At 69.2% G+C, this 19,880-nt stretch carries 15 protein-coding genes and 1 tRNA gene; 9 read left to right on the forward strand and 7 right to left on the reverse strand.

The genetic code is table 11. The features are described from left to right. Positions 1-63: 63 nt before the first annotated feature. Positions 64-813, reverse strand: coding sequence for a CHAP domain-containing protein (locus ACJ8AN_RS12120; protein ID WP_407755455.1), 750 nt, complete (start codon positions 811-813; stop codon positions 64-66). Positions 814-948: 135 nt separating this feature from the next. Here ACJ8AN_RS12120 and ACJ8AN_RS12125 point away from each other — a divergent pair, with 135 nt between their 5' ends. The 6 genes from ACJ8AN_RS12125 (at position 949) to ACJ8AN_RS12150 (ending at position 7,256) form a co-directional block, all read left to right on the forward strand. Further along, positions 949-2,637: a HEAT repeat domain-containing protein gene (locus ACJ8AN_RS12125; RefSeq protein ID WP_407755456.1), complete on the forward strand. Its 1,689-nt coding sequence runs from the start codon at positions 949-951 to the stop codon at positions 2,635-2,637. 55 nt (positions 2,638-2,692) lie between these two features. Then, positions 2,693-4,717, forward strand: coding sequence for an ATP-dependent helicase (locus tag ACJ8AN_RS12130; RefSeq protein WP_407755457.1), 2,025 nt, complete (start codon positions 2,693-2,695; stop codon positions 4,715-4,717). A 22-nt stretch (positions 4,718-4,739) separates the two neighbouring features. Next, positions 4,740-6,368 carry an Hsp70 family protein gene (locus tag ACJ8AN_RS12135; RefSeq protein ID WP_407755458.1) on the forward strand — a complete coding sequence of 543 codons (1,629 nt, stop codon included), beginning with the start codon at positions 4,740-4,742 and terminating at the stop codon, positions 6,366-6,368. Positions 6,369-6,377: 9 nt separating this feature from the next. Continuing rightward, positions 6,378-6,803 carry a hypothetical protein gene (locus ACJ8AN_RS12140; RefSeq protein WP_407755459.1) on the forward strand — a complete coding sequence of 142 codons (426 nt, stop codon included), beginning with the start codon at positions 6,378-6,380 and terminating at the stop codon, positions 6,801-6,803. Between the two features lie 49 nt (positions 6,804-6,852). Beyond that, the gene (locus tag ACJ8AN_RS12145; RefSeq protein ID WP_407755460.1) at positions 6,853-7,131 is read left to right on the forward strand and encodes a hypothetical protein; all 279 of its coding nucleotides are present in this window, start codon (positions 6,853-6,855) and stop codon (positions 7,129-7,131) included. A 53-nt stretch (positions 7,132-7,184) separates the two neighbouring features. Then, positions 7,185-7,256 (forward strand) — tRNA-Val (locus ACJ8AN_RS12150). Between the two features lie 67 nt (positions 7,257-7,323). Here the strand turns inward: ACJ8AN_RS12150 and ACJ8AN_RS12155 are convergent. After that, positions 7,324-8,310 (reverse strand): TerC family protein, encoded by a 987-nt coding sequence (locus tag ACJ8AN_RS12155; RefSeq protein WP_407755461.1) that lies wholly within the window; start codon positions 8,308-8,310, stop codon positions 7,324-7,326. A 38-nt stretch (positions 8,311-8,348) separates the two neighbouring features. Next, a complete protein-coding gene (locus ACJ8AN_RS12160) occupies positions 8,349-9,245 on the reverse strand; it encodes a zinc metalloprotease HtpX (RefSeq protein ID WP_407755462.1) in 897 nt (298 codons plus the stop codon). A 412-nt stretch (positions 9,246-9,657) separates the two neighbouring features. Here ACJ8AN_RS12160 and ACJ8AN_RS12165 point away from each other — a divergent pair, with 412 nt between their 5' ends. Further along, complete coding sequence (locus ACJ8AN_RS12165) at positions 9,658-10,722, forward strand: carbohydrate-binding protein (RefSeq protein WP_407755463.1); 1,065 nt, start codon at positions 9,658-9,660, stop codon at positions 10,720-10,722. 248 nt (positions 10,723-10,970) lie between these two features. After that, complete coding sequence (locus tag ACJ8AN_RS12170) at positions 10,971-12,578, forward strand: Rieske 2Fe-2S domain-containing protein (RefSeq protein WP_407755464.1); 1,608 nt, start codon at positions 10,971-10,973, stop codon at positions 12,576-12,578. Positions 12,579-12,620: 42 nt separating this feature from the next. Here ACJ8AN_RS12170 and ACJ8AN_RS12175 read toward each other — a convergent pair whose 3' ends face one another. From ACJ8AN_RS12175 to ACJ8AN_RS12190, 4 genes are read right to left on the reverse strand one after another with little or no spacing between them, the layout of a single operon-like run. Continuing rightward, a complete protein-coding gene (locus ACJ8AN_RS12175) occupies positions 12,621-13,328 on the reverse strand; it encodes a hypothetical protein (RefSeq protein WP_407755465.1) in 708 nt (235 codons plus the stop codon). Continuing rightward, complete coding sequence (locus ACJ8AN_RS12180) at positions 13,325-14,437, reverse strand: hypothetical protein (RefSeq protein ID WP_407755466.1); 1,113 nt, start codon at positions 14,435-14,437, stop codon at positions 13,325-13,327. The genes ACJ8AN_RS12175 and ACJ8AN_RS12180 overlap by 4 nt, the downstream gene beginning before the upstream one ends. Before the next feature lie 25 nt (positions 14,438-14,462). After that, positions 14,463-15,548 (reverse strand): hypothetical protein, encoded by a 1,086-nt coding sequence (locus ACJ8AN_RS12185; RefSeq protein WP_407755467.1) that lies wholly within the window; start codon positions 15,546-15,548, stop codon positions 14,463-14,465. Beyond that, the gene (locus ACJ8AN_RS12190) at positions 15,545-16,816 is read right to left on the reverse strand and encodes a glycosyltransferase (RefSeq protein WP_407755468.1); all 1,272 of its coding nucleotides are present in this window, start codon (positions 16,814-16,816) and stop codon (positions 15,545-15,547) included. Before ACJ8AN_RS12190 ends, ACJ8AN_RS12185 begins: the two co-directional genes overlap by 4 nt. A 483-nt stretch (positions 16,817-17,299) precedes the next feature. Here ACJ8AN_RS12190 and ACJ8AN_RS12195 point away from each other — a divergent pair. Then, the coding region (locus tag ACJ8AN_RS12195) for a galactose oxidase-like domain-containing protein (protein WP_407755469.1) at positions 17,300-19,880 on the forward strand (2,581 nt) is incomplete at its 3' end.

Raw genomic sequence — 19,880 nt, forward strand, 5'->3', positions numbered from 1 at the left:
GGCTCGATGGGCGGGAGGGGGGCCGTGCGGACGAGCCATGGCTCCCGCCCTCACCGCCGGGGTCTATCTCCGGGCCACGGCGGTGGGCCTGGCCTCGGGCAGCACCGAGCCGTAGGAGGCGAAGAGCTGCCCGGTGAGCACGGGCATCTTCCCGGCCCCGGGCGCGCGCAGCATGTCGTTGAGCACCTCGCCGGTGCGGGGATCGCGCCGGATGCCCGGCTTCGCGAGGTTCATCCGGTAGCGCACCACGCCGCGCTTGACGCGGTGGATGACGACCACGGTGCCATCGCTCTCGACCTCATCCACCACCCCCACGTGGGTGAGCCCGTCATTGCGCCGGCCGTCGCGGTTCTGGTCGTACGTCTCGCGGAAGAACACCAGATCTCCCGGCTTCGGCTGGCCCTTCGTGTACACGCGGCCGTGCGAGCGGGCGTAGCGGTACATCGCGGTGACGCCGTTGTCCCCGGCCACGCCGGAGCCGCGGAAGGAGACCCCGGCCCTGGCGTACACGGCCTCGACGAAGCCGGTGCAGTCATCCGGCCAGGTGCGCCCGGCGAGCCGCACCTTGCTGCTGCCCACGAGCCCTCGCGCGGCGGCGAGCACGTCCTCCCGGTTACCGGCGGGCGGGGGAGGGCGCACCTGCTGACGGGGGGCAGGCGAGGGGGCGGCGACGCTCAGGGACTCGCGAGGCGCGGCCACGGGCGTCAGCGGGCTGTAGCGGTAGCTGGAGGCGATGACGTGTCCGCCCAGGGGCATGCCGGTGGCACAACCCGTCATCACCACCAGCCCCGCGAGCAGTACGCACAGCCTCATGTCGCGACCTCCCTGTAGCGAGTCCACGGCGGGGATGGTCGGGCGGACGAGGGGTGTAGTCAAAAAAACCACCCAGACAGGCGGACGAGGAGGCATGGGTTTTTCACCCTCGGGCGTGGTGGTAATGCTGGGGCGATGCGCGAGCTCCGAGCCCTCTCCCTGGTGTTGTTGCTGACCGGCTGTGGTGCGCCCCGGGCGTACCAGCGGGCGCGGGACGCGGACACGCTGGAGGCCTACCGGGCCTTCCTGCGTGAGTACCCGGTGGGCGACGAGGCCGAGGCCATCGAGGTGCGCATCGAGGAGCTGGAGTTCGAGGAGGCCTCGAAGCTGCACACGGTGGTGGCCTACAAGCGTTTCCTGGAGGCGCACCCGGAGGCGCCGAAGGCGAGGGCGGCCCGGGCGCTGCTGGAGGGCCTGCGCTTCAACGCGGCGAAGGAGGCGGGCACGGCGGCGGCGCTGCGGCAGTTCCTGAAGGATCATCCGGACGGGGCGCAGCGCGAGGAGGCGCAGCGGCTGCTGAAGGAAGCGGAGCTGAAGGAGCTGGCCACGACGAAGGACACGGAGCAGCTGCGCGAGTACCTGCGCGAGGCGCCGGATGATCCGCGCCGGCTGGAGGTGGAGTCGCGGCTGGACGACGAGAGCTTCACGCGGGCGGAGACGGCGGGGGCCTCGCAGCTGCTCGCGTACCTGCGGGACTTCCCGGCGGGGCGCTACCGGGAGCAGGCCAAGGAGCGGCTGCTGGCGCTGGAGGTGGAGGGGCTGCTCGTGTCGGGCCTGGTGGACGAGGCCGAGGCGCGCGTGGTGGGGCATCCGCTGGGGGCGAAGCTGAAGGACTTCCCGGCGCGGCTGGCCCGGGCCCGAGCCGAGCGCGCGGCACTGGAGAGCCGTGAGCCGCTCGTGCAGTCCGCGCAGGTGGGGCACTACCTGCGGGACATTGACGACCTGAAGCGCGCGCTGCTGGCGCCGGACCCGATGGACCGGTGGCAGGCGGCGGATGAGCTGGGTCAGCACGTGTCGGTGAAGGTGCTGGATCCGCTGCTCGAGGCGTTCCGCTCGGGACGCAACCCGCTCGTGCGGCAACGGGCGCTGGAGAGCCTCCAGACGGTGCTGCGCGCGCTGCCCGGGCCGGTGGCGGACCACGAGGTGGCGGTGCGGCTGGAGTCGCTGCGCGAGAAGGCGGGCAGCCCGGAGCTGTACCTGACGATGGCGGTGCTGCTCGACCTGTCGGGCCGGATGGGCGAGGCGGCCCCCGAGTACCAGCGGGCCTTCGAGCCGGAGGAGCCGGATCCGGTGGTGCTGCGGCGCTGGGTGCAGATCCGCGAGGAGCGCCGTCAGACCTTCTCGGCGGCGGTGGCGGCGAGGCAGCTGTCGCTGTGGGCGCTGCGGGTGGCGCGCGAGGAGTCCATCTCCCCCGAGGGCGGCGTGCCGTTGGCGGCGGCGAGGCAGCTGTGCGCGGCGTTGCAGGGCGCGCGCTATGCGTCGGAGGTCATCGCCCGGGCCCGGAAGGCGAACACCGAGTTCCCCGAGGACCTGGACGGCTTCGCGGTGACGGCGGCGGACGCGCTGAAGCTGGCGGAGGCGCGGCTGTCGGACGCGGAGCTGGTGCTGCGCGAGAAGACGCCCGGGGCGCGCACGTGCGGAGACGACGCGGTCCGCGAGCGCCTGGAGAGCGCGGTGTCCGAGCGCCGCGAGGCCCTGCGCTCGGTGGGGACGAAGCTGCCGAAGCTGGCGCCCCTGCTGCTCGAGCTCGCGCGGGACAGGGACCCGTCCCCGGAGATTCGCGCCGAGGCCGCTTCCCGGCTGACGGCGCTCCGGGGAGACTGAGCACCGTCTTCCTTCCCACTGACCAGCTCTCCCCCACCCTTGGAGTGAGTCGCCGATGGCCACCCGCCCGCGGACGCAGCAGGCCACGGCGAGCTCCTCGCCGGGCATCGACTATGAGCGGCTGCTCAACGAGGAGCAGCTGCGCGCGGTGGAGGCGGGGGAGGGGCCAGTCCTGGTCATCGCGGGAGCGGGCTCGGGCAAGACGCGCACGCTGACGTTCCGGGTGGCGCGGATGCTGGAGCGGGGCGTTCCCCCCGAGGGCGTGCTGCTGCTCACCTTCACCAACAAGGCCGCGCGCGAGATGACGCGGCGGGTGGAGGAGCTGGCCGGGTCCTTCGCCGAGGTGCGCAAGCTGCTCGGAGGCACCTTCCACCACGCGGCGCATGTGCTGTTGCGCCAGCACGCGGGGGCCATCGGCTTCTCCCGCGACTTCACGGTGCTGGACCGCGAGGACGCGCGCGACCTGATGTCCTCGTGCATCGCCGAGCGCAAGCTGTCGCGCGAGCGGCGCTTCCCCAAGGCCGAGGTGGTGCTGGACGTGGTCTCCACGGCGGCCAACCTGCGCTTGACGGTGGCCGAGGTGCTGGTGCGGCACCGGCCGCAGCTGCTCCCGCTGGCCGAGGAGGTGCTCGCGGTGACGCGCCGCTTCGCCGAGCGCAAGGCGCGCATGCACCTGATGGACTTCGACGACCTGCTCGTGATGCTCGAGCGGCTGCTCGTGGACAACCCCATCATCCGCGCGCAGCTCGTGGAGCGCTTCCGCTGCGTGCTGGTGGACGAGTACCAGGACACCAACCGGTTGCAGGGTGACCTCGTGGAGCTGCTCGCTGGCGAGCGCGGCAACCTCACCGTGGTGGGCGACGACAGCCAGTCCATCTACAGCTTCCGCGGCGCGGACTTCACCAACCTCCTCGACTTCCCCAAGCGCCACCCGGGCTGCGGCATCTTCCCGCTCACCCGCAACTACCGCTCCACGCCGGAGATCCTCCGGTTGGCCAACGCCTCCATCGCGCTCAACCAGCGCCAGTTCCCCAAGCAGCTCCTCTCCTCGCGGCCCCCGGGCGCCGTGCCGGTGCTGGTGCCCACGCTGGACGTGGCTCAGCAGGCCGCCTTCGTGGCCGGGAGGGTGCTCGAGCTGCGAGGGGAGGGCATGCCGTTGTCGGAGATGGCCGTGCTCTACCGCGCGCACAGCCACTCCATCGAGCTACAGCTCGAGCTGACGCGCCTGGGCGTCCCCTTCCTGGTGCGCTCGGGCGTGCGCTTCTTCGAGCAGCGGCACGTGAAGGACGTGCTCGCCCACCTGCGGCTGGTGGGCAATCCACGCGACGAGCTGGCCCTCAAGCGCGTCGTCCAGCTGGTGCCCGGCATCGGCCCGGCGAAGGCCGAGGCCCTCTGGGACGCGCTGCTCGCCCTGCCTCCAGAGCTCACCCTGGTGGAGGCCCTGGCCCACCCCGCGCTCCAGGCCGAGGTGCCTCGCAAGGCCTCCGGGGATTTCGGCCGGCTGATCCGCCTCCTGGAGCGGCTGGGGGCCTCTGGGTCAAATCCGACCCCCGGGCGGATGATCCAGGACGTCCTGGAGGGGGGCTACGGCGAATACCTACGCGCGGAGTTCCCGGAGGAGGAGCGGCGCGAGGACGAGCTGCGCCAGCTCGCGGACTTCGCCGGGCGCTTCGAGGACCTGCCGCGCTTCCTGTCGGAGATCGCGCTGGTGGCCGAATTCTCGGCCCGGGATGCGACGGGCGAGCCCCCCCAGGAGAGCCTCACGCTCTCCACGGTGCACCAGTCCAAGGGCCTGGAATGGCAGGCGGTTTTCGTCATCTCGCTGGCCGAGGGCCGCTTCCCACTGCCCGGGGCGGCTCGCACGCCGGACGAGGAAGAGGAAGAGCGCCGGCTGTTCTACGTGGCTGTTACGCGCGCCAGGGATCTGCTCGCGCTGAGCTACCCCATCTCCGCGGTCTTGCGAGGAGGCGAGCGGGCGCTCCTCCGGCTTTCCCGTTTCATCGAGGAGCTACCGGTGGGCGAGGAAGCACCCTTCGTGCGGCTTTTCCCCGAGACGAGAACTGCGCAAGACGCTTCCTGACGTGATACAGAGTGGTGCTCCAATGGCGGACAGACCTCGCATCATCGGGATTGATTTAGGGACGACCAACACGCTGGTCGCGTCCGTGAAGAACCGCATCCCGAAGATCGTCCCCACGGATCGTGGCAACCTGATCCTCCCCTCGGTGGTGGCACTCTCTGGCAAGGGCGAGCTGTTGGTGGGCGGCGTGGCCAAGGATCAGATGGTCACCAACCCGAAGAACACGCTCTACGGGACCAAGCGGCTGATCGGCCGCAAGTACCAGTCGAAGGTCGTCGACGACCTGAAGGGTTACTTCAAGTACGACATCGTCGAGGCCCCGGACGGTGACGCGGCGGTGACCCTGGGCGGGCGCATCTACACGCTGCCCGAGGTGTCCAGCTTCATCCTCAAGCAGCTCAAGACGATCGCCGAGCAGTTCCTGGGTGGCCCCATCGACGAGGCCGTCATCTCCGTGCCGGCGTACTACACGGACAGCCAGCGCCAGGCGGTGAAGGAGGCCGGCAAGCTCGCGGGCTTCAACGTCAAGCGCATCGTCAACGAGCCCACCGCGGCGGCGCTCGCGTACGGCTTCAACCGTGGCCTGGATCAGAAGATCCTCGTGTACGACCTGGGCGGTGGCACCTTCGACGTCTCGGTGCTGCACCTCACGGGCAACGTCTTCGAGGTGCTGGCCACCGGCGGCGACACCTTCCTGGGCGGCGTCGACTTCGACAACCGGGTGATGGACTACGTGCTCGAGAAGTTCTGGGAGGAGACCAAGGTCGACCTCTCGCAGAGCCCCATCGCCATGCAGCGGATCAAGAACGCGGCCGAGGCGGCGAAGATCGACCTCACGCTCATCCCCAACGTGGTCATCGACCTGCCCTACCTCGAGGAGCGCAAGGGCAAGCCGCTCGATCTGCGGATTCCCCTCACGCGCGAGAACCTCAACGCGCTCACCATGGACCTGGTGGACCGCACGTTCGAGATCTGCGACCGGGTGCTGGCGGAGAAGGGCATCAACCGCTCGGAGATCGACGAGATCATCCTGGTGGGCGGGCAGAGCCGCATGCCGCTGGTGCAGCAGCGGATTCAGGAGCACTTCGGCAAGCCGCCGCGCAAGGGCGTGCACCCGGACGAGTGCGTGGCGCTGGGCGCGGCGCTGCTGGCGGACTCGCTGGGCAGCATCGACTCGGTGACGCTGCTGGACGCGGTGTCCATGCCCATCGGCTACGCGCTGCCCAACGGGCGGGTGCGCCGGGTCATCGAGAAGAACTCCATCATCCCGCTGGTGAAGAGCTTCCGGCTGCCCCCGCCGAGGGAGCCGGGCGCGTCCTTCATCGAGATGGACATCTTCCAGGGCGACAGCGACCTGATGGTGGACAACGAGTACCTGGGCACGCTGCGCGTTCCCGCCGAGGCGGCGGGCCGGAAGATCGACTTCCGGCTCAACGAGGAGTGCCTGCTGCAGGTGATCGTCGAGGAGCCGGGTGGCCCCAAGCGCATCGAGCTGGCCACGCGGGACACCCCGGAGCTGCTGAAGAAGGAGCTGGCGCGGGTGGCCGAGGAGAAGGCCCAGAAGGCCGAGCAGGCGGCGGGCACGCCGTCATCCCACCAGGAGGGCAGCGGGCTGTTCTCCAGCATCAAGAGCATCTTCCGTAGAGGGTAGGCGAGCGGCATGGCCAGGTTCCCGTCCAAGGAGTGGTGTGAGCAGGCGGTGCGGTTGGTGAACGAGGATCCGGAGCGCTCGCTGGCCGCCCAGGGGTGGCAGGGAGAGATCGGAATCATCGTCGACGCGGAGCCGGGCAAGCTGGCGCGGCCCTTCGTGGTGCACGTGGTGCCGCGCGACGCCCGCATCGAGAAGCTGCGCGTGCTCGATGATCCGGATGACCTGGACGAGTACGAGCCGGCCTATCTGGCGCGGGCGCCCTACACGGTGTGGAAGCACCTGCTGCAGGGCAGCCTGGATCCCGTGGAGGCGGTGCTGCGCCGGCGCATCGCGGTGAAGGGGGACCTGCAGCAGCTCATCGAGCGCCTGCGGTTCAAGGGCATCGCGGATCGCGTCTTCTCCCAGTTGAAGACGGAGTTCATCGACGAGCAGTAGGTGTCGAGCAGTGGGTACCGCGCGGTGTATGCCAGCGGGGGGCAGAGCCATGGGGATTCGAGAGAGTCTGAAGAAGCAGGCGCTGGGCATGTCGCAGAAGGCGATGGAGAAGCTCATGGCCGACGAGAAGCGGGCCATGACGGTGGCGCAGGCGCTCGGCTCGGTGCAGCGGGGCAAGCAGGCGCTGGACCGGAGCCAGGAGGAGCTGATGCGGGCGCTGAGCTTCGCGCCCCGGAGCGACTTCAAGGCGGTGGGCAAGAAGCTCTCGGGGCTCAAGCGGCGGCTGCGCGAGCTGGACGAGAAGCTGGAAGAAATCGCGAGAGAATAGCCGTTGACATAGGGGTCCAGACGGTGGCATCTACCCGCCCGTCGCTTCGTCGGGGGCGCATAGCTCAGCGGTAGAGCACTGCCTTCACACGGCAGGGGTCCCAGGTTCGAATCCTGGTGCGCCCACACGACAGAGGCCGTGAGTCCCCAGGGGCTCACGGCCTCTTCGCTTTGGGGGCCTGGGGGCTCGGTGTTACCTGGCCGCCTCCGCGGGCCGCTGGCCCGGCGTGCGGGCCTTGTCCGCCTCGGCCCGCTCCTGCGCCCGCGCCTTCAGCAGCGAGGCCACGATGGAGCCGCCCAGCAGCAGGGCGATGACTCCCAGCGAGAGCGCGGGCGGCACCTTCACCACGTCCACCAGCGCCATCTTCGCGCCCACGAACACCAGCACCGCCGACAGGCCCACCTTCAGGTAGGAGAACTTCTCCACCGCTCCCGCCAGCACGAAGAAGAGCGAGCGCAGACCCAGGATGGCGAAGATGTTCGAGGTGAAGACGAGGAACGGATCCGTCGTCACCGCGAAGATCGCCGGGATGGAGTCCAGCGCGAAGAGCACGTCCGTCAGCTCCACCAGCACCAGCGACATGAGCAGCGGGGTGGCCAGCTTCCGCCCGTTCTCCCGCGTGAAGAAGCGGTCCCCGTCGAAGCGCGCCGTCGAGGGGATGATCCGCCTCGCCAGCTTCATGACGGCGCCGTCCTCGGGGTGCTCCTCCTTGTTGCGCTGCAGGAAGAGCTTCACCCCCGTGAAGATGAGGAACGCGCCGAAGACGTAGATGAGCCAGTGGAAGCGCTCGAGCATCGCCACGCCCGCGAAGATCATCCCCGCCCGCAGCACCAGCGCGCTCAGGATTCCCCAGAACAACACCCGGTGCTGGTACAGCGCCGGAATCTTCAGCGCCGAGAAGACGACGACGAAGACGAAGATGTTGTCGATCGATAGCGACTTCTCGATCAGGTAGCCGGTGAGGAATTGCATCGCCGGCATGGACCCGAACTTCCACCAGATGCCCAGGTTGAACACCAGCGCGAGCGAGATCCACACCCCGCTCCACGTCAGCGCCTCCTTGAACTTCACCTCGTGCGTCTTGCGGTGGAAGACCCCCAGGTCCAACGCCAGCATCAACAGCACGAACACGATGAATCCCGCCCAGAGGACGGGGCTGCCTATACTCTGTGTCTCCATGAATGTGTGTCTTTCTGTTTGAAGTGTGTGGAATTGCGTCAGCGGGCGAAGGGCAGGGCGCCGCTCCAACCCCGGGCCGAGGGCATCCGCGAGGCCAGCTCCAGCAGCCGCCGCACGCGCTCCTCCGTCCGCGGGTGGGTCGAGAAGAGCGACAGGATGCTCTGCATCCCCGCGAAGGGGCTCACGATGAACAGGCTCGCCGTGGCCGGCCTCCCTTCCACCGGCAGCCTCGCCACCCCGGACTCGAGCTTCGCCAGCGCTCGCGCCAACGCCTCGGGGTCCCCGCTGATCTCCGCGCCCGTCTCGTCCGCCAGGAACTCGCGCGAGCGGGAGATCCCCAGCTGGATCACCGTCGCCGCCAAGGGCGCCACCAGCGCCAGCGCCAGCGTCTGAAGCGGCGAGAGGCCCTCGCCCTCGTCCTCGTCCCGGCCCATGAACATCGAGCCGAACAGGCCCACCGCGTGCGCCAGGTACGTCACCGCCGAGGCCACCGCCGCCGCGATGGTCGACACCAGGATGTCCCGGTTCTTGATGTGCGCCAGCTCGTGCGCCAGCACCCCGCGCACCTCCCGCTCGTCGAGCATCTGCAGCAGGCCCGTCGTCACCGCCACCACGCCGTGCTCGGGGTCGCGCCCCGTGGCGAAGGCGTTGGGCTGCGCCTCGGGCATCAGGAAGACGCGTGGCTTGGGGAGGCCCGCCCGCCTCGACAGCTCCTCCACCATCCGGTGCAGTCCGGGCGCCTGCTGGGGACTCACTTCCTGCGCCCCGTGCATGCGCAGCACCAGCTTGTCCGAGAAGAAATAGGCTCCCAGGTTCATCGCCAGGGACAGCACCAGCGCGCCCATCAGGAAGCCCTTCCCCAGCGCGGCGCCGATTCCCAGCAGCACCACCGACAGCACGCCGAGCAATAGGATGGTCTTGATCTGGTTCTTCATGGCTCTCGTTCCCGGAGGGACTCGGGCGCACCACGCGCACTCGATGACCCGCGAGCCTTTGAAATAAGAGCCACGCAACACTTCGGCAAATAGGTAATAAAGCTGAATCACTTCGGAAAAAACGAAGTAAAGCGGGCGCTTGTCTCCTGTGTCTGGAGAGCGGCTGGGCGAGCCTGACCCTGCACCAGAAGACGGGATGATGCGGTGTCCGCTTCTGTTCAGAGCCCCAATACCGGCTGGACCTGAACGTCCACCGGGCTCGTGAGCACCTGGCCGGTCGCGAGTGCGGCGGACGAGCGTGGAGACCTCCGCGCCGCCTGTCTCCGCGCTCGGGAGCGCTCGACGTGGGCCGTCTTCGGACGCCTCCGCGAGGGCTCTCCGCCTCACGGCCCCCTCGTAGGGAGACCCCTCGTTGAATCGACTCCGACTCCTTTCCGCCCTCTGTGCTTCCGCTCTCCTGGCCTCGGCCGCTGGCTGTGATTCGCCGGGCCCGGCGCTGGACTCGCAGACCCCCTCCGGCATCAACGGAGGCACCTCGGGTGGAGACCTGCCCGGCACTCCGGAGGCCCAGCCTCCCGCTTCCTCTCCGCCCCCCTCCACCTCCGCTCCCGAGCCGACGCCCGAGCCCGTTCCGGAGCCCACTCCCGAGCCGGCACCTCAGCCCACGCCCCAGCCAACGCCCTCGCCGACTCCGGCGCCCGCGTCCGACAAGGACGCGTTCGGCGTGAAGATGCTCTACCCGACGAAGGCGGGCGGGGAGACCTGGTCCCTCAAGGAGGACGCGCTGAAGGACGCGCGCTTCGACCCGCAGGACACCATCACCCGCAACGCGGATGGCTCCTGGAAGATGAAGAGCACCCAGGTGCGCATGGAGGCCTTCACCACCACCGGCTACGACTCGAAGAAGATCCCCTCGTATGACCGGGACGTGCTCGCCAGCCGTGGCTACATGCAGTCGCCCAACGACTGGAAGAACGTGGAGATGACGGGCTTCGTGAAGGTGAACGCCGCCAGTGACATGGCCGACAACTTCGCCTGGTATGCCCGCGGAGGCCGCCACACCGACTCGCTGGCCTGCGAGGGCTCGTCCTACAAGGGCAACCTGAGCTACAGCGGCAAGGCCCGCTGGGAGAAGGAGTCCTGGCACGTCAGCTACGACAACGCGTCCTGGAAGACAGTCACCGCGTCCCTCAAGGGCCGCTGGGTGGGCTTCAAGTCCGTCATGCGCAACACCTCCGTCAATGGCAAGCCCGCCGTGCGTCTGGAGCTGTGGCTCAACGACAATGCCGACAAGGTGACGTGGAAGAAGGTCGATGAAAAGGTAGATGACGGTACGTGGGGCGGCGACGCCAACCACTGTGGTGGCTCCGTGCCCGCCATGCCCATCTCCTGGGGTGGCCCCATCGCCACCTTCCGCTGGGACAGCGCCTCGGACGTGGATTTCAAATGGCTGAGCGTCCGGGAAATCACCGAATAGGTCGGGTACGAGCGGCCTATCTGGAGTGACGGCTCTGGCGCGGGGATTTCCATCGTCCCCGCTCCTTTTTCATGCCCGGTGCCCGGGTTCTGCGGGGTGATGAACCCCGGGCTCGTACCCCGGGGTCATGGCCGCATCTCCCCCCCCACCCCAGCCTTCCGGCGCCGCCGAACGTGCGATCCGTACGTGCGGAGGCGCCATTCCGGAGCCATGCCACCTCTGGCTCCGGACCTCGCGGGGGACCTTCCATGCAGATCACGTTCCTGGGGCACGCCGGCTTCCTGGTTGAAACCCAACACGCCCTGGTGGTCGCTGACCCGTGGTTGTCTCCTCATGGAGCCTTCGACTCGGCATGGATGCAATTCCCGCGCAACCACCAGCTCGCTCCCATGGTGCGCGAGAAGCTCGAGCACTCGCCCAAGGAGCGCTTCCTCTACATCAGCCATGAGCACAAGGATCATTACGATCCGGACTTCCTGCGCACGCTGACGAAGCGGGACTTCACCGTCGTCATCGGCCGCTTCCGCCGCACCGTGCTCCGCGACGAGTTCGTGGCCTATGGCGCCAGGCGCATCATCACCTGCGAGGACCAGCAGGAGGTGCCCTTCAAGAATGGCTACCTGAAGCTGTTCCTCACGGATACGGGCACCAACCGCGACTCGGCGCTGCTCATCCAGGCCGACGGGAAGAGCTTCCTCAACCTCAATGACTGCAAGGTGCACGACAGGCTTCCGGCGCTCGTCGCGGAGGAGGGGCCCATCGACATCTTCACGGCCCAGTTCTCGGGCGCCATCTGGCACCCCACCTGCTACGACTACTCGCGCGAGGCGTACGCGGAGCACTCGCGGCAGAAGCGCGCCAGCAAGTTCGAGGCGGTGGCTCGCGCCCTCGAGACCGTCCGGCCTCGTGCCTACCTGGCCTCGGCGGGCCCGGCGTGCTTCCTGGATCCGTCGCTCTTTCACATCAACCTCGAGCCGGTGAACATCTTCCCCCGCGCCTCGGAGCTCTTCACCTTCCTGCAGCACCGCCTCGCGGGGCAGACGCCGCGGCTCATCGAGCCCATGCCGGGGGACGTGCTCGACGCGGAGGTGGGGGACCTGGTGTCGCTGGCGCCCGAGCGCGTCACCGACGAGAACGTCTCGCAGTACCTGCGCGCCTACGCCACGCTCCAGACGCGCATCTTCCGCGAGCGGCGGCGCAACCTGATGCTCGAGGAGGTGGATCGCATCCACCTGCGGCTGCGCGAGGAGATGCAGCACAAGCTGGAGGCCTTCTCGCTCGCGGACCGGGTGATGACGCCCCTGTACCTGGGCCTCATCGAGCTGCCCGGACAGCTCATCCGCGTGGACTTCCGCGCGCGCCGGGTGGAGGTGGTCAGCGAGGTGAGGGACCTGAGCCGGTACACGCTCATCGCGAGCGCGGCGGACCTCGTCCGCGTGCTGGACCGGAAGCTGAACTGGGAGGACTTCCTGCTGTCGTTCCGCTTCCGGGCCTCGCGCGCTCCGGACGTCTACGACGCCACCCTGCACAACTTCCTCGCCGCCGAGATCGAGGACCTGCGCGCCATGTGCGACAACACGCTCGCCAATGAGTCGCGCAAGGAGCGCACCGTGGTCACCGCCGGTGGGCAGCGCTACGCCGTCAACCGCTTCTGCCCCCACCAGGGTGCGGACCTGCGCGAGGGGTGGATCGAAGAGGGGCGCTACCTCGTGTGCCCGCGCCACCGCTGGCGCTTCGATCTCCAGGACGGGGGCTCCTGCGGCACCAACGGGTGCTCCATCAAGGCCGAGCCCCTCGGCAAGGAGAAGGACGACGAGACGCGGGGGCAGACACCGGAGCAGCGGCCCGTGATTTGAGCACTCCGTGAGCGCCCTCGCCCTTCGGGCGAGGGCTGGAGGCTACGGGTTGGAGAGCAGTTCCACGTCGAAGCGGCCGTTGTCGCTGCGCAGGCCCACCGGACCATCGAAGCTCAGGGCCTCGGCCGGCAGCGTCCCTTCCCACACCGGCTCGCCGTCCACCTTCACCCTCAGCTCCGTGCCCTCGAGCTCCGCTCGCAGCGTGTGGCTGGCGCCCGGCTCGAGCACGGGGACGGCTGTCTTGCTCCGCGGTTTCACCGTCTGGTAGCCGCTGTTGCCGCAGTCGTCCGAGCGGTTCATCCCCGGGTTGTGCTTCATCGACACCACCAGGCCCGCCTTCGGCTCGATGCGCCACATCACGTAGACCACGTTGCAGCCGTCCTGCGCCCTCAGCTTCAGCCCCACCTGGCGCCGCAGCTCCCCCGACTGCAACGGCTTCTGCTCCGCCGTCGCCCCCAGGTAGGTGAAGCGCAGCTCCGCCACTCGCGCTTCCACTCGTGCTTGCGTGCCCGCTCGCGCCGGCGCCATCAGCGCCTGGACCTTCGGCCCTTCGCTGGAGGACACCACCGCCCGCACCTTCGGGTCCTCGATGCGCAGGCGGCCACCGGGGAGCGGTTTCAGCTTCCCCTCGGTCACCCTCATCCGCTCGGCGGTCACCGGCTCGTCCGGCTTCTTCATGGCTCGTCCCGGTGGCATCGGTGACGCCAGCAGTCCCAGCAGCGAGGCCACCAGGAGCGATCTGGCGCTCACGGCCGTTCCTCTCCCAGGAACCGCGCCACCTCCGCCACGTGCGTCTTCAGCCACGCCTGCTCCGAGCGCAGCCGCGCCAGCTCCAGCATCAGGTAGTCCCGGTAGCGGCGCACCTTCACCGTTTCCATCGCCTGGAGCTCCCGGAGCTGCCCCTCCAGGTCCGACACCAGCACCGTCACCTCGCGCAGCCGTGCCTCCTCGGACGCGTGCGTTGCCCGCAGCTCGCGCAGCAGCCGGGCCACGTCCTGGCTCACGCCCTCCACGTCCTCCTCGAGCGAGCGCCGGCGTCCCTCGCTCGCCCGCGCGTTCGCCGAGGGCTGCCACAGGCTCCCCAGGTTGTACGAGACCGTCAGCGACCCGAAGAGCGGCACGTCCTGCGGCACGTTGATCAGCTCGTCGTACCCGCCGCGCAGCCGCACCGTCCACGCCGATGCGCGCCGCAGGCCCCCGGACTCCGCCTCCACCCGGGCATCCGCCGCCCGGAAGTCCTCGAGCCAGGTGGACACTGGCCGCTCGGGGGGGCGGGGGAGGGTGGCGAGCCGCTCGCGCTCCTTCGCCGTCTCGTGTGCCAGCGCGCGCAGCCCGTCCAGCCGCAACTGCAGCACGTTGAGCTCCTCGAGCGTGGCCCGGCCCTCCTTCACGTCCTCGCGCAGCGAGGAGAGCAGTTGCTCGGCCTGGGGCAGGGCGGCCTCCAGCACCTGGGCTCGCGCGGCCAGCGCGGCGTCGGCGCCCACGTCCGCGCCCCGCTTCACCGCCGCCTGCAACGCCGAGAGCGCCCGGTACCGCTCGCACTCCGCCTCCGCCCGGCGACGGATGGCCAGGCCCCGGTACAGCCCCACCACGTCGTAATTCACACCGGCGGTGAGCCGCGGCGTCGGACTGCCCAACGGGACGCCACTGGCGTCCCCGCCGGCCTCGCCCGCGTTCACCAGGCCCACGCTCGCGAACACGTCCGGCGCGAGCAGCACCGCCGACTCGGCGTCGCCCACCCCGCGCACGAAGGCGCAGTAGCCCGGCTCTCCCGAGTCCTTGGCGGACTCCGGCTCCCGGGCCTGTGCCGTCCCCGCGCCCAGGCCGGCCAGCACGCCCCACGCAACCGCCCAACGCATCCGCATCTCCTTCCAGGCTCCGGCGCTACAGCAGCAGCGGCGGCCGGCCCAGGTGCAGCAGGTTCTCGCGCGCCCACTGCTCGTCCGTCAGCCGCAGCTCCACCATCACACCGCGCAGCATCGTCTGGCGCACCGGGTGCTTCACGGTCACCTCGCCCTGCAGCGCGTGGCCCACCATGCCCACCTCCCGGCACCACACCAGCGTCAGCGCGCACCGGTACAGCGGCGTGCCCGGCGCCGCGTTCTCCAGGTTCTCGTAGGGCACGAAGCCCACCGTCAGCCCCTTCTCGATCGCCTCCATCCATGGCGAGCCGCGAATGGACGCGAGCAGCGCGTCGTAGCGCCCCACCGCCTCGTCCAGCGAGCGCAGGCTCTCCTTCAAGTGGTTGCGCTCGCTCTCCGCGCGCGCCACCTCCAGCACCGAGCGCGTGTACTCCCGCTCCAGCAACAGCGCCTCGGTGGTGAGGCCCCGCGCCTTGCCGCTCATCGACGCGTCCAGCCCGTTCACCTCGCGCTCGAGCGCCTCCAGCTTCGTCTGCAGCTCCGCCGTGCCCTGCGCCAGCGACAGGTTCGTCTGCGTCATCTGCGCCAGCTGGTGGTTCGCGGTGAGCCGCTCCTCGCGCTCCAGCATCTTCGCGTTGTAGAGCGCCTCGGTGCGCGTGCGCGCCATGCCCGCGTAGGCCCGGTTGGACTCGGCGATCTCCTCCGCCGCCTGCCGGTACTCCCGCCGCAGCGTGGCCAGCCGGCGCAGCGACTTCGCCCGGGCGTCGCGCTCGCTGCCCATGGCCAGCCGGAAGCGCTCCTGGAAGTCCTTCTCCGAGCCGAGCATCCGCTCGGCCTGCTCCAGCCGCGACTCCAGCTCGCGCCGGTCCGCCAGCAGCTTGTCGCGCGCCGCCGCCTGCTGCGCCAGCTGCGCGTTGAGCTGGAGGATCTGCGGATCCGTCGGCGACACCACCGTGGGCGTCAGCCAGGAGTGGCCCACGAAGAAGAAGATCTGCACCCCCAGGTACGAGACGAGCCCGACCAGGATGATCGCGAGCAGCACCGAGCCCAGCGCCTTGTAGGAATTGACGGCGAGGGCATTGAGCTTGTTGACGATGCGCTGGTTCATGGGGTGGACCCCCCTTCGGCCGCCCGGGGCGGCAGGGCACCGGGAGGACCGTCGGCGGGAGGGGCTCTCTCGGGCGGCACGGCGCTGGTGGCGGGGCTCGGCTTGCCCCGCGTCTCCCAGCTGCCCGAGTCCAGCGTGAAGAGCGCCAGCGGCGTGAAGAGCGCGTAGGTGACGGGCATCAGCAACCCCATGGGTAGGAAGGAGAGCGCGGGCACGCGCATCTCCGGCGGCAGGTTCCTCTTGTGCACGCGGTAGATGACGCCCATGGCCCCCATGACGAGCATGTGCAGCAGCAGCACTCCCCAGAACTGTCCGTTGATGACGTTGTGGATGATGATGACGGGATAGGAGAGCAGCAGCGCCAGTTGTGACACGTAGTGGACGCCCACCACCGGGTGCAGCCTCCAGGCGTGGCTCAGCCCACAGATCATGTCCACCAGGTTGGAACGCCTCCAGCGCAGCTGCTGCGAGAAGTACCCCGCCAACGTGGCCGGCGCCGCCGTCTGGCACCACGCCTCCGTGGTGTAGACCGTCTCGTAGCCCGCCTTGACGATCTGCCGCGTGAGGAAGCGGTCCTCCCCGTATTTGATGGGGACTCCGGCGATGTTGCGCGCCTCGAGGATGGGATCCAGCTCCAGCAGCACGTGGCGCCGGTACGCCGTCAGGCACCCGGAGAGGCACAGCACCGAGCGGAAGCTGCGCTCCAGGTCCTTCAGCCACTCCTGGGCGAAGTAGAACTTGATCTCGATCATCCGCGTGAGCCAGTTCTGGTTGCGGTTGGAGACGTAGGTGCGGCCTCCCACCGCGGCGATGCGCGGGCTGACGAAGCGCCGCACCAGCTCCCTCACGGCGCTCGGGTGCGCCACCACGTCCGAGTCCACCGAGACGATGATCTCCGCGGTGGCCTCGCGCACCGCCCGGGCGATGCCCTTGCGCTTGCCCATGTTGTGCGGGTTGCGCATCACCTTCACGTTCGGATGGCCGTCGGCGGCCTTCATCGCCCAGGCGTAGCTGTCGTCGGTGGAGCAGTCGTCCACCACGCGGATGTTCAGCTTGTCCGGCGCGTAGTCCTGCACCAGCAGGCTGCGCACGGCGTGGTAGATGCCCTCGCCCTCGTTGAAGAGAGGGATCACCACCGTGACGGTGGGCTGGTAGCTGTCATCGGTGGCGTCGACCCGGCGGCCTCGCACCCGCCGTAGCAGCGGGCCGAGCACGTACCGGTTCATCATCACCATGAGCACCAGCAGATGAACGGGGAAGAGTTCCATGTCCCATCCGGCTGCGCGGATGAGCCCGGCGCGCCCAGCACACACCTCCAACGGTCGCCCCTGGCCCTCGTCCCGCGCCGCCACCCCCCTCTTCCCCGATCCGCACGACACGACCCGCGGTCCATCGGGGCGGCCTGAAACTCGACCCGTGCCAACCCCCCGACAACTGCCCCGGAGGGCAGGGGGAGTGCTTCAAATCCAGCTCATTTCTCTCCGTGTATGTCGGATGAGGGGACACACAGGTCCTACTCCCTGTCTGTTATTGAGCAGGGGGGCTGGACTTGGGCACCGCTTGGCAACAGGGGAGGGGGTCCTACGTTGAGCCGCCGGAGCCGAGTGGCGTCGTGGAGGAGGGGGACGATGGAGCGATCAGTCGTTGGGGCGTGGAGCAGACGTCTGCTTTTCGCGGTGGGAGCGGTGTTGGCGTTGGGGCCGCAGCCGGCGCGAGCAGCGGATCCAAAGGTGGTGGGGGAATGGTCGCCGATGACGACGTTCCCGGTGTCGATGACGCACACGCACCTGCTGCCCACCGGCAAGGTGATGTTCTTCGGCGAGTTCGACGAAGGTCTGGAGCCGCCGGAGCTGTGGGACCCCGCCACCGGCGCGCTGACGCCGCTTCCCGCGGCCGACTACAACATCTTCTGCGCGGGCCACTCGTTCCTGCCGGATGGGCGCCTGCTCGTCACCGGAGGCCACGAGGAGTCTCACGTGGGCCTGCCCTACACGAGCATCTTCAATCCCTTCACGGGGGCCTGGAGCCGTGGGCCGGACATGAACGACAACCGGTGGTACCCCACCAACACCACGTTGCCGAATGGTGACGTGCTGGTGCTCTCGGGAGAGACCCATGCGGCGGGCTCCTGCAACGAGTTGCCGCAGGTGTGGCAGTCCAGCACGGGCACGTGGCGCAACCTCGTGACCGCCATCCGCGACGTGGCCTACTACCCGCGCATGTTCGTCGCGCCCAATGGCAAGCTGTTCTACGCCACGCCCCAGCGCACCTCCCGCTGGTTGGATACCGATGGCACCGGCACCTGGTACGAGGGCCCGAGGGCCGCGTACAACGGCCGCGCCTACGGCGGCGCGGTGATGTACGGCTCCAAGGTGCTCCTCATCGGAGGCGGCACTCCGCCCACGAACACCGTGGAGGAGATCGACCTGGCGGATCCCTCGCCCACCTGGAAGGCCCGCGCCCCGATGACCTGGCCCCGGCGCCAGCTCAACGCCACCCTGTTGCCGGACGGCAAGGTGCTCGTCACCGGAGGCAGCAGCGGCCAGGACTTCGATGACGACACGCTGCCCGTCAAGGTGCCCGAGCTCTATGACCCGGAGACCAACGTCTGGACGAAGCTCGCCCCCGCGGCGGACTACCGGGGCTATCACTCGACCGCGCTCCTGCTGCCCGACGGGCGGGTGCTGACCGGCGGTGGCCGCAACCGGCACACCACGGAGATCTTCACGCCTCCCTACCTCGAGCAGGATGGCGCCCGGCCCACCATCCAGGCCGCTCCGGGTGCCATCGATCCGGGCTCGAGCTTCCTCGTCCAGACTGCGGACGCGGCGCAGGTGGCCAAGGTGACGCTGCTCGCGCTCGGCTCGGTGACGCACGCCTTCGATCAGAACCAGCGCTTCCTCAAGCTGCCCTTCACCGTGACGAGCGGGGGCCTCACGGTGACCGCGCCCGCCAGCAACCTCGCCGCGCCTCCGGGCTACTACCTGCTCTTCATCCTGGACGGGCGGGGCGTGCCCTCGGTGGCTCGCATCGTGAAGCTCAACTCCAAGGCGCCGGTCTCCCAGAAGAAGATCGTCCTCGCCGACACCTGGAAGTACGACGACCGGGGCATCGATCAGGGCACCGCGTGGCTCGCCCGGGACTTCGATGACTCGGCCTGGAAGACGGGCACGGGCCAGCTCGGCTATGGCGATGACGACGAGGGCACCGTCATCACCCAGGGCTCACCCACGGTGTACTTCCGCAAGAAGATCACCCTGGACAACGTCGTCACCGCGGCCAACCTCGAGGTGCTCTACGACGATGCCATCGCCGTGTGGATCAACGGCACGCTCGTCTTCTCGCGCAACATGGGCAATGGCACGGCCTTCGGCGTCTGGGCCTCCGGCTCGACGACCAATGCGTACGAGCGCACCACGCTCCCGCTCTCCACCAACCCGTTCCGCGTGGGCGAGAACGTGGTGACGGCCATGGTGAAGCAGGTGGCCGCTTCCTCGGACGATCTCACCTTCGCCCTGGGGCTCGAGGTGACGCAGGCCGCCGGCCCCGTGCCGGACGCGCTGGTGGTCACCGCGCCCAACGGCGGGGAGATCTTCCAGCCGGGCGCCTCCACCTCCATCACCTGGTCCAGCACGGGTGCCGTGTCGAGCGTGGACCTCGCGCTCTCCCCGGACTCGGGCGCGAGCTGGTCGCCCATCGCCTTCGGCGTGGCCAATACCGGCGTGTATGCCTGGACGGTGCCCGACGTGAGCACCAGCAAGGCGCTCGTGCGCGTGTCCCGCGTCGGCGATACCACGCCGCTCTCCGACACGAGCAACGCTCCCTTCACCATCAGCCGCCAGACGAGCGTCCTGGCCATCCCGTTCCGCTCCACGTGGAAGTACCTGGATACCAACGTGGACCCCGGCGCGCAGTGGCCCATGCCGGAGTTCAATGACTCGGCCTGGCCGTCCGGAGCGGGCCAGCTCGGCTACGGCGACGGGGACGAGGTCACCGTGCTCAACCGCACCTCCCCGTCCCAGTCGAGCGTCTACTTCCGCAAGAAGATCACCCTCAACGGCAGTGTCACCGAGGCCAACCTGCGCGTCCTCTTCGACGACGGTTTCGCGGTGTTCGTCAACGGCACGCAGGTGTTCGCCCGGAACGTGGACAAGGGGCTCGCCCACGACAAGTACGCGAGCGCTGGGACGGAGAACGAGCTCGTCTCCGGCACCATCCCCACCGGGGCCTTCGTCAACGGGGAGAACACCATCGCGGTGATCGTGAAGCAGACGGGCGCGACCTCGCCGGACCTGACCTTCGACCTCGAGCTGCAGCTCGGCGTCGTCCAGG

The organism is Archangium sp., from assembly GCF_045802675.1.
Classification (GTDB): Bacteria; Myxococcota; Myxococcia; order Myxococcales; family Myxococcaceae; genus Archangium.

Bases quoted from the DNA above. Each gene is read 5' to 3' on its own strand.
- ACJ8AN_RS12190 (WP_407755468.1), bottom strand. From the start codon at position 16,816: ATGGAACTCTTCCCCGTTCATCTGCTGGTGCTCATGGTGATGATGAAC.
- ACJ8AN_RS12185 (WP_407755467.1), bottom strand. From the start codon at position 15,548: ATGAACCAGCGCATCGTCAACAAGCTCAATGCCCTCGCCGTCAATTCC.
- ACJ8AN_RS12145 (WP_407755460.1), top strand. From the start codon at position 6,853: ATGGGGATTCGAGAGAGTCTGAAGAAGCAGGCGCTGGGCATGTCGCAG.
- ACJ8AN_RS12120 (WP_407755455.1), bottom strand. From the start codon at position 813: ATGAGGCTGTGCGTACTGCTCGCGGGGCTGGTGGTGATGACGGGTTGT.
- ACJ8AN_RS12180 (WP_407755466.1), bottom strand. From the start codon at position 14,437: ATGCGTTGGGCGGTTGCGTGGGGCGTGCTGGCCGGCCTGGGCGCGGGG.
- ACJ8AN_RS12170 (WP_407755464.1), top strand. From the start codon at position 10,971: ATGCAGATCACGTTCCTGGGGCACGCCGGCTTCCTGGTTGAAACCCAA.
- ACJ8AN_RS12130 (WP_407755457.1), top strand. From the start codon at position 2,693: ATGGCCACCCGCCCGCGGACGCAGCAGGCCACGGCGAGCTCCTCGCCG.
- ACJ8AN_RS12125 (WP_407755456.1), top strand. From the start codon at position 949: ATGCGCGAGCTCCGAGCCCTCTCCCTGGTGTTGTTGCTGACCGGCTGT.
- ACJ8AN_RS12160 (WP_407755462.1), bottom strand. From the start codon at position 9,245: ATGAAGAACCAGATCAAGACCATCCTATTGCTCGGCGTGCTGTCGGTG.
- ACJ8AN_RS12140 (WP_407755459.1), top strand. From the start codon at position 6,378: ATGGCCAGGTTCCCGTCCAAGGAGTGGTGTGAGCAGGCGGTGCGGTTG.
- ACJ8AN_RS12135 (WP_407755458.1), top strand. From the start codon at position 4,740: ATGGCGGACAGACCTCGCATCATCGGGATTGATTTAGGGACGACCAAC.
- ACJ8AN_RS12155 (WP_407755461.1), bottom strand. From the start codon at position 8,310: ATGGAGACACAGAGTATAGGCAGCCCCGTCCTCTGGGCGGGATTCATC.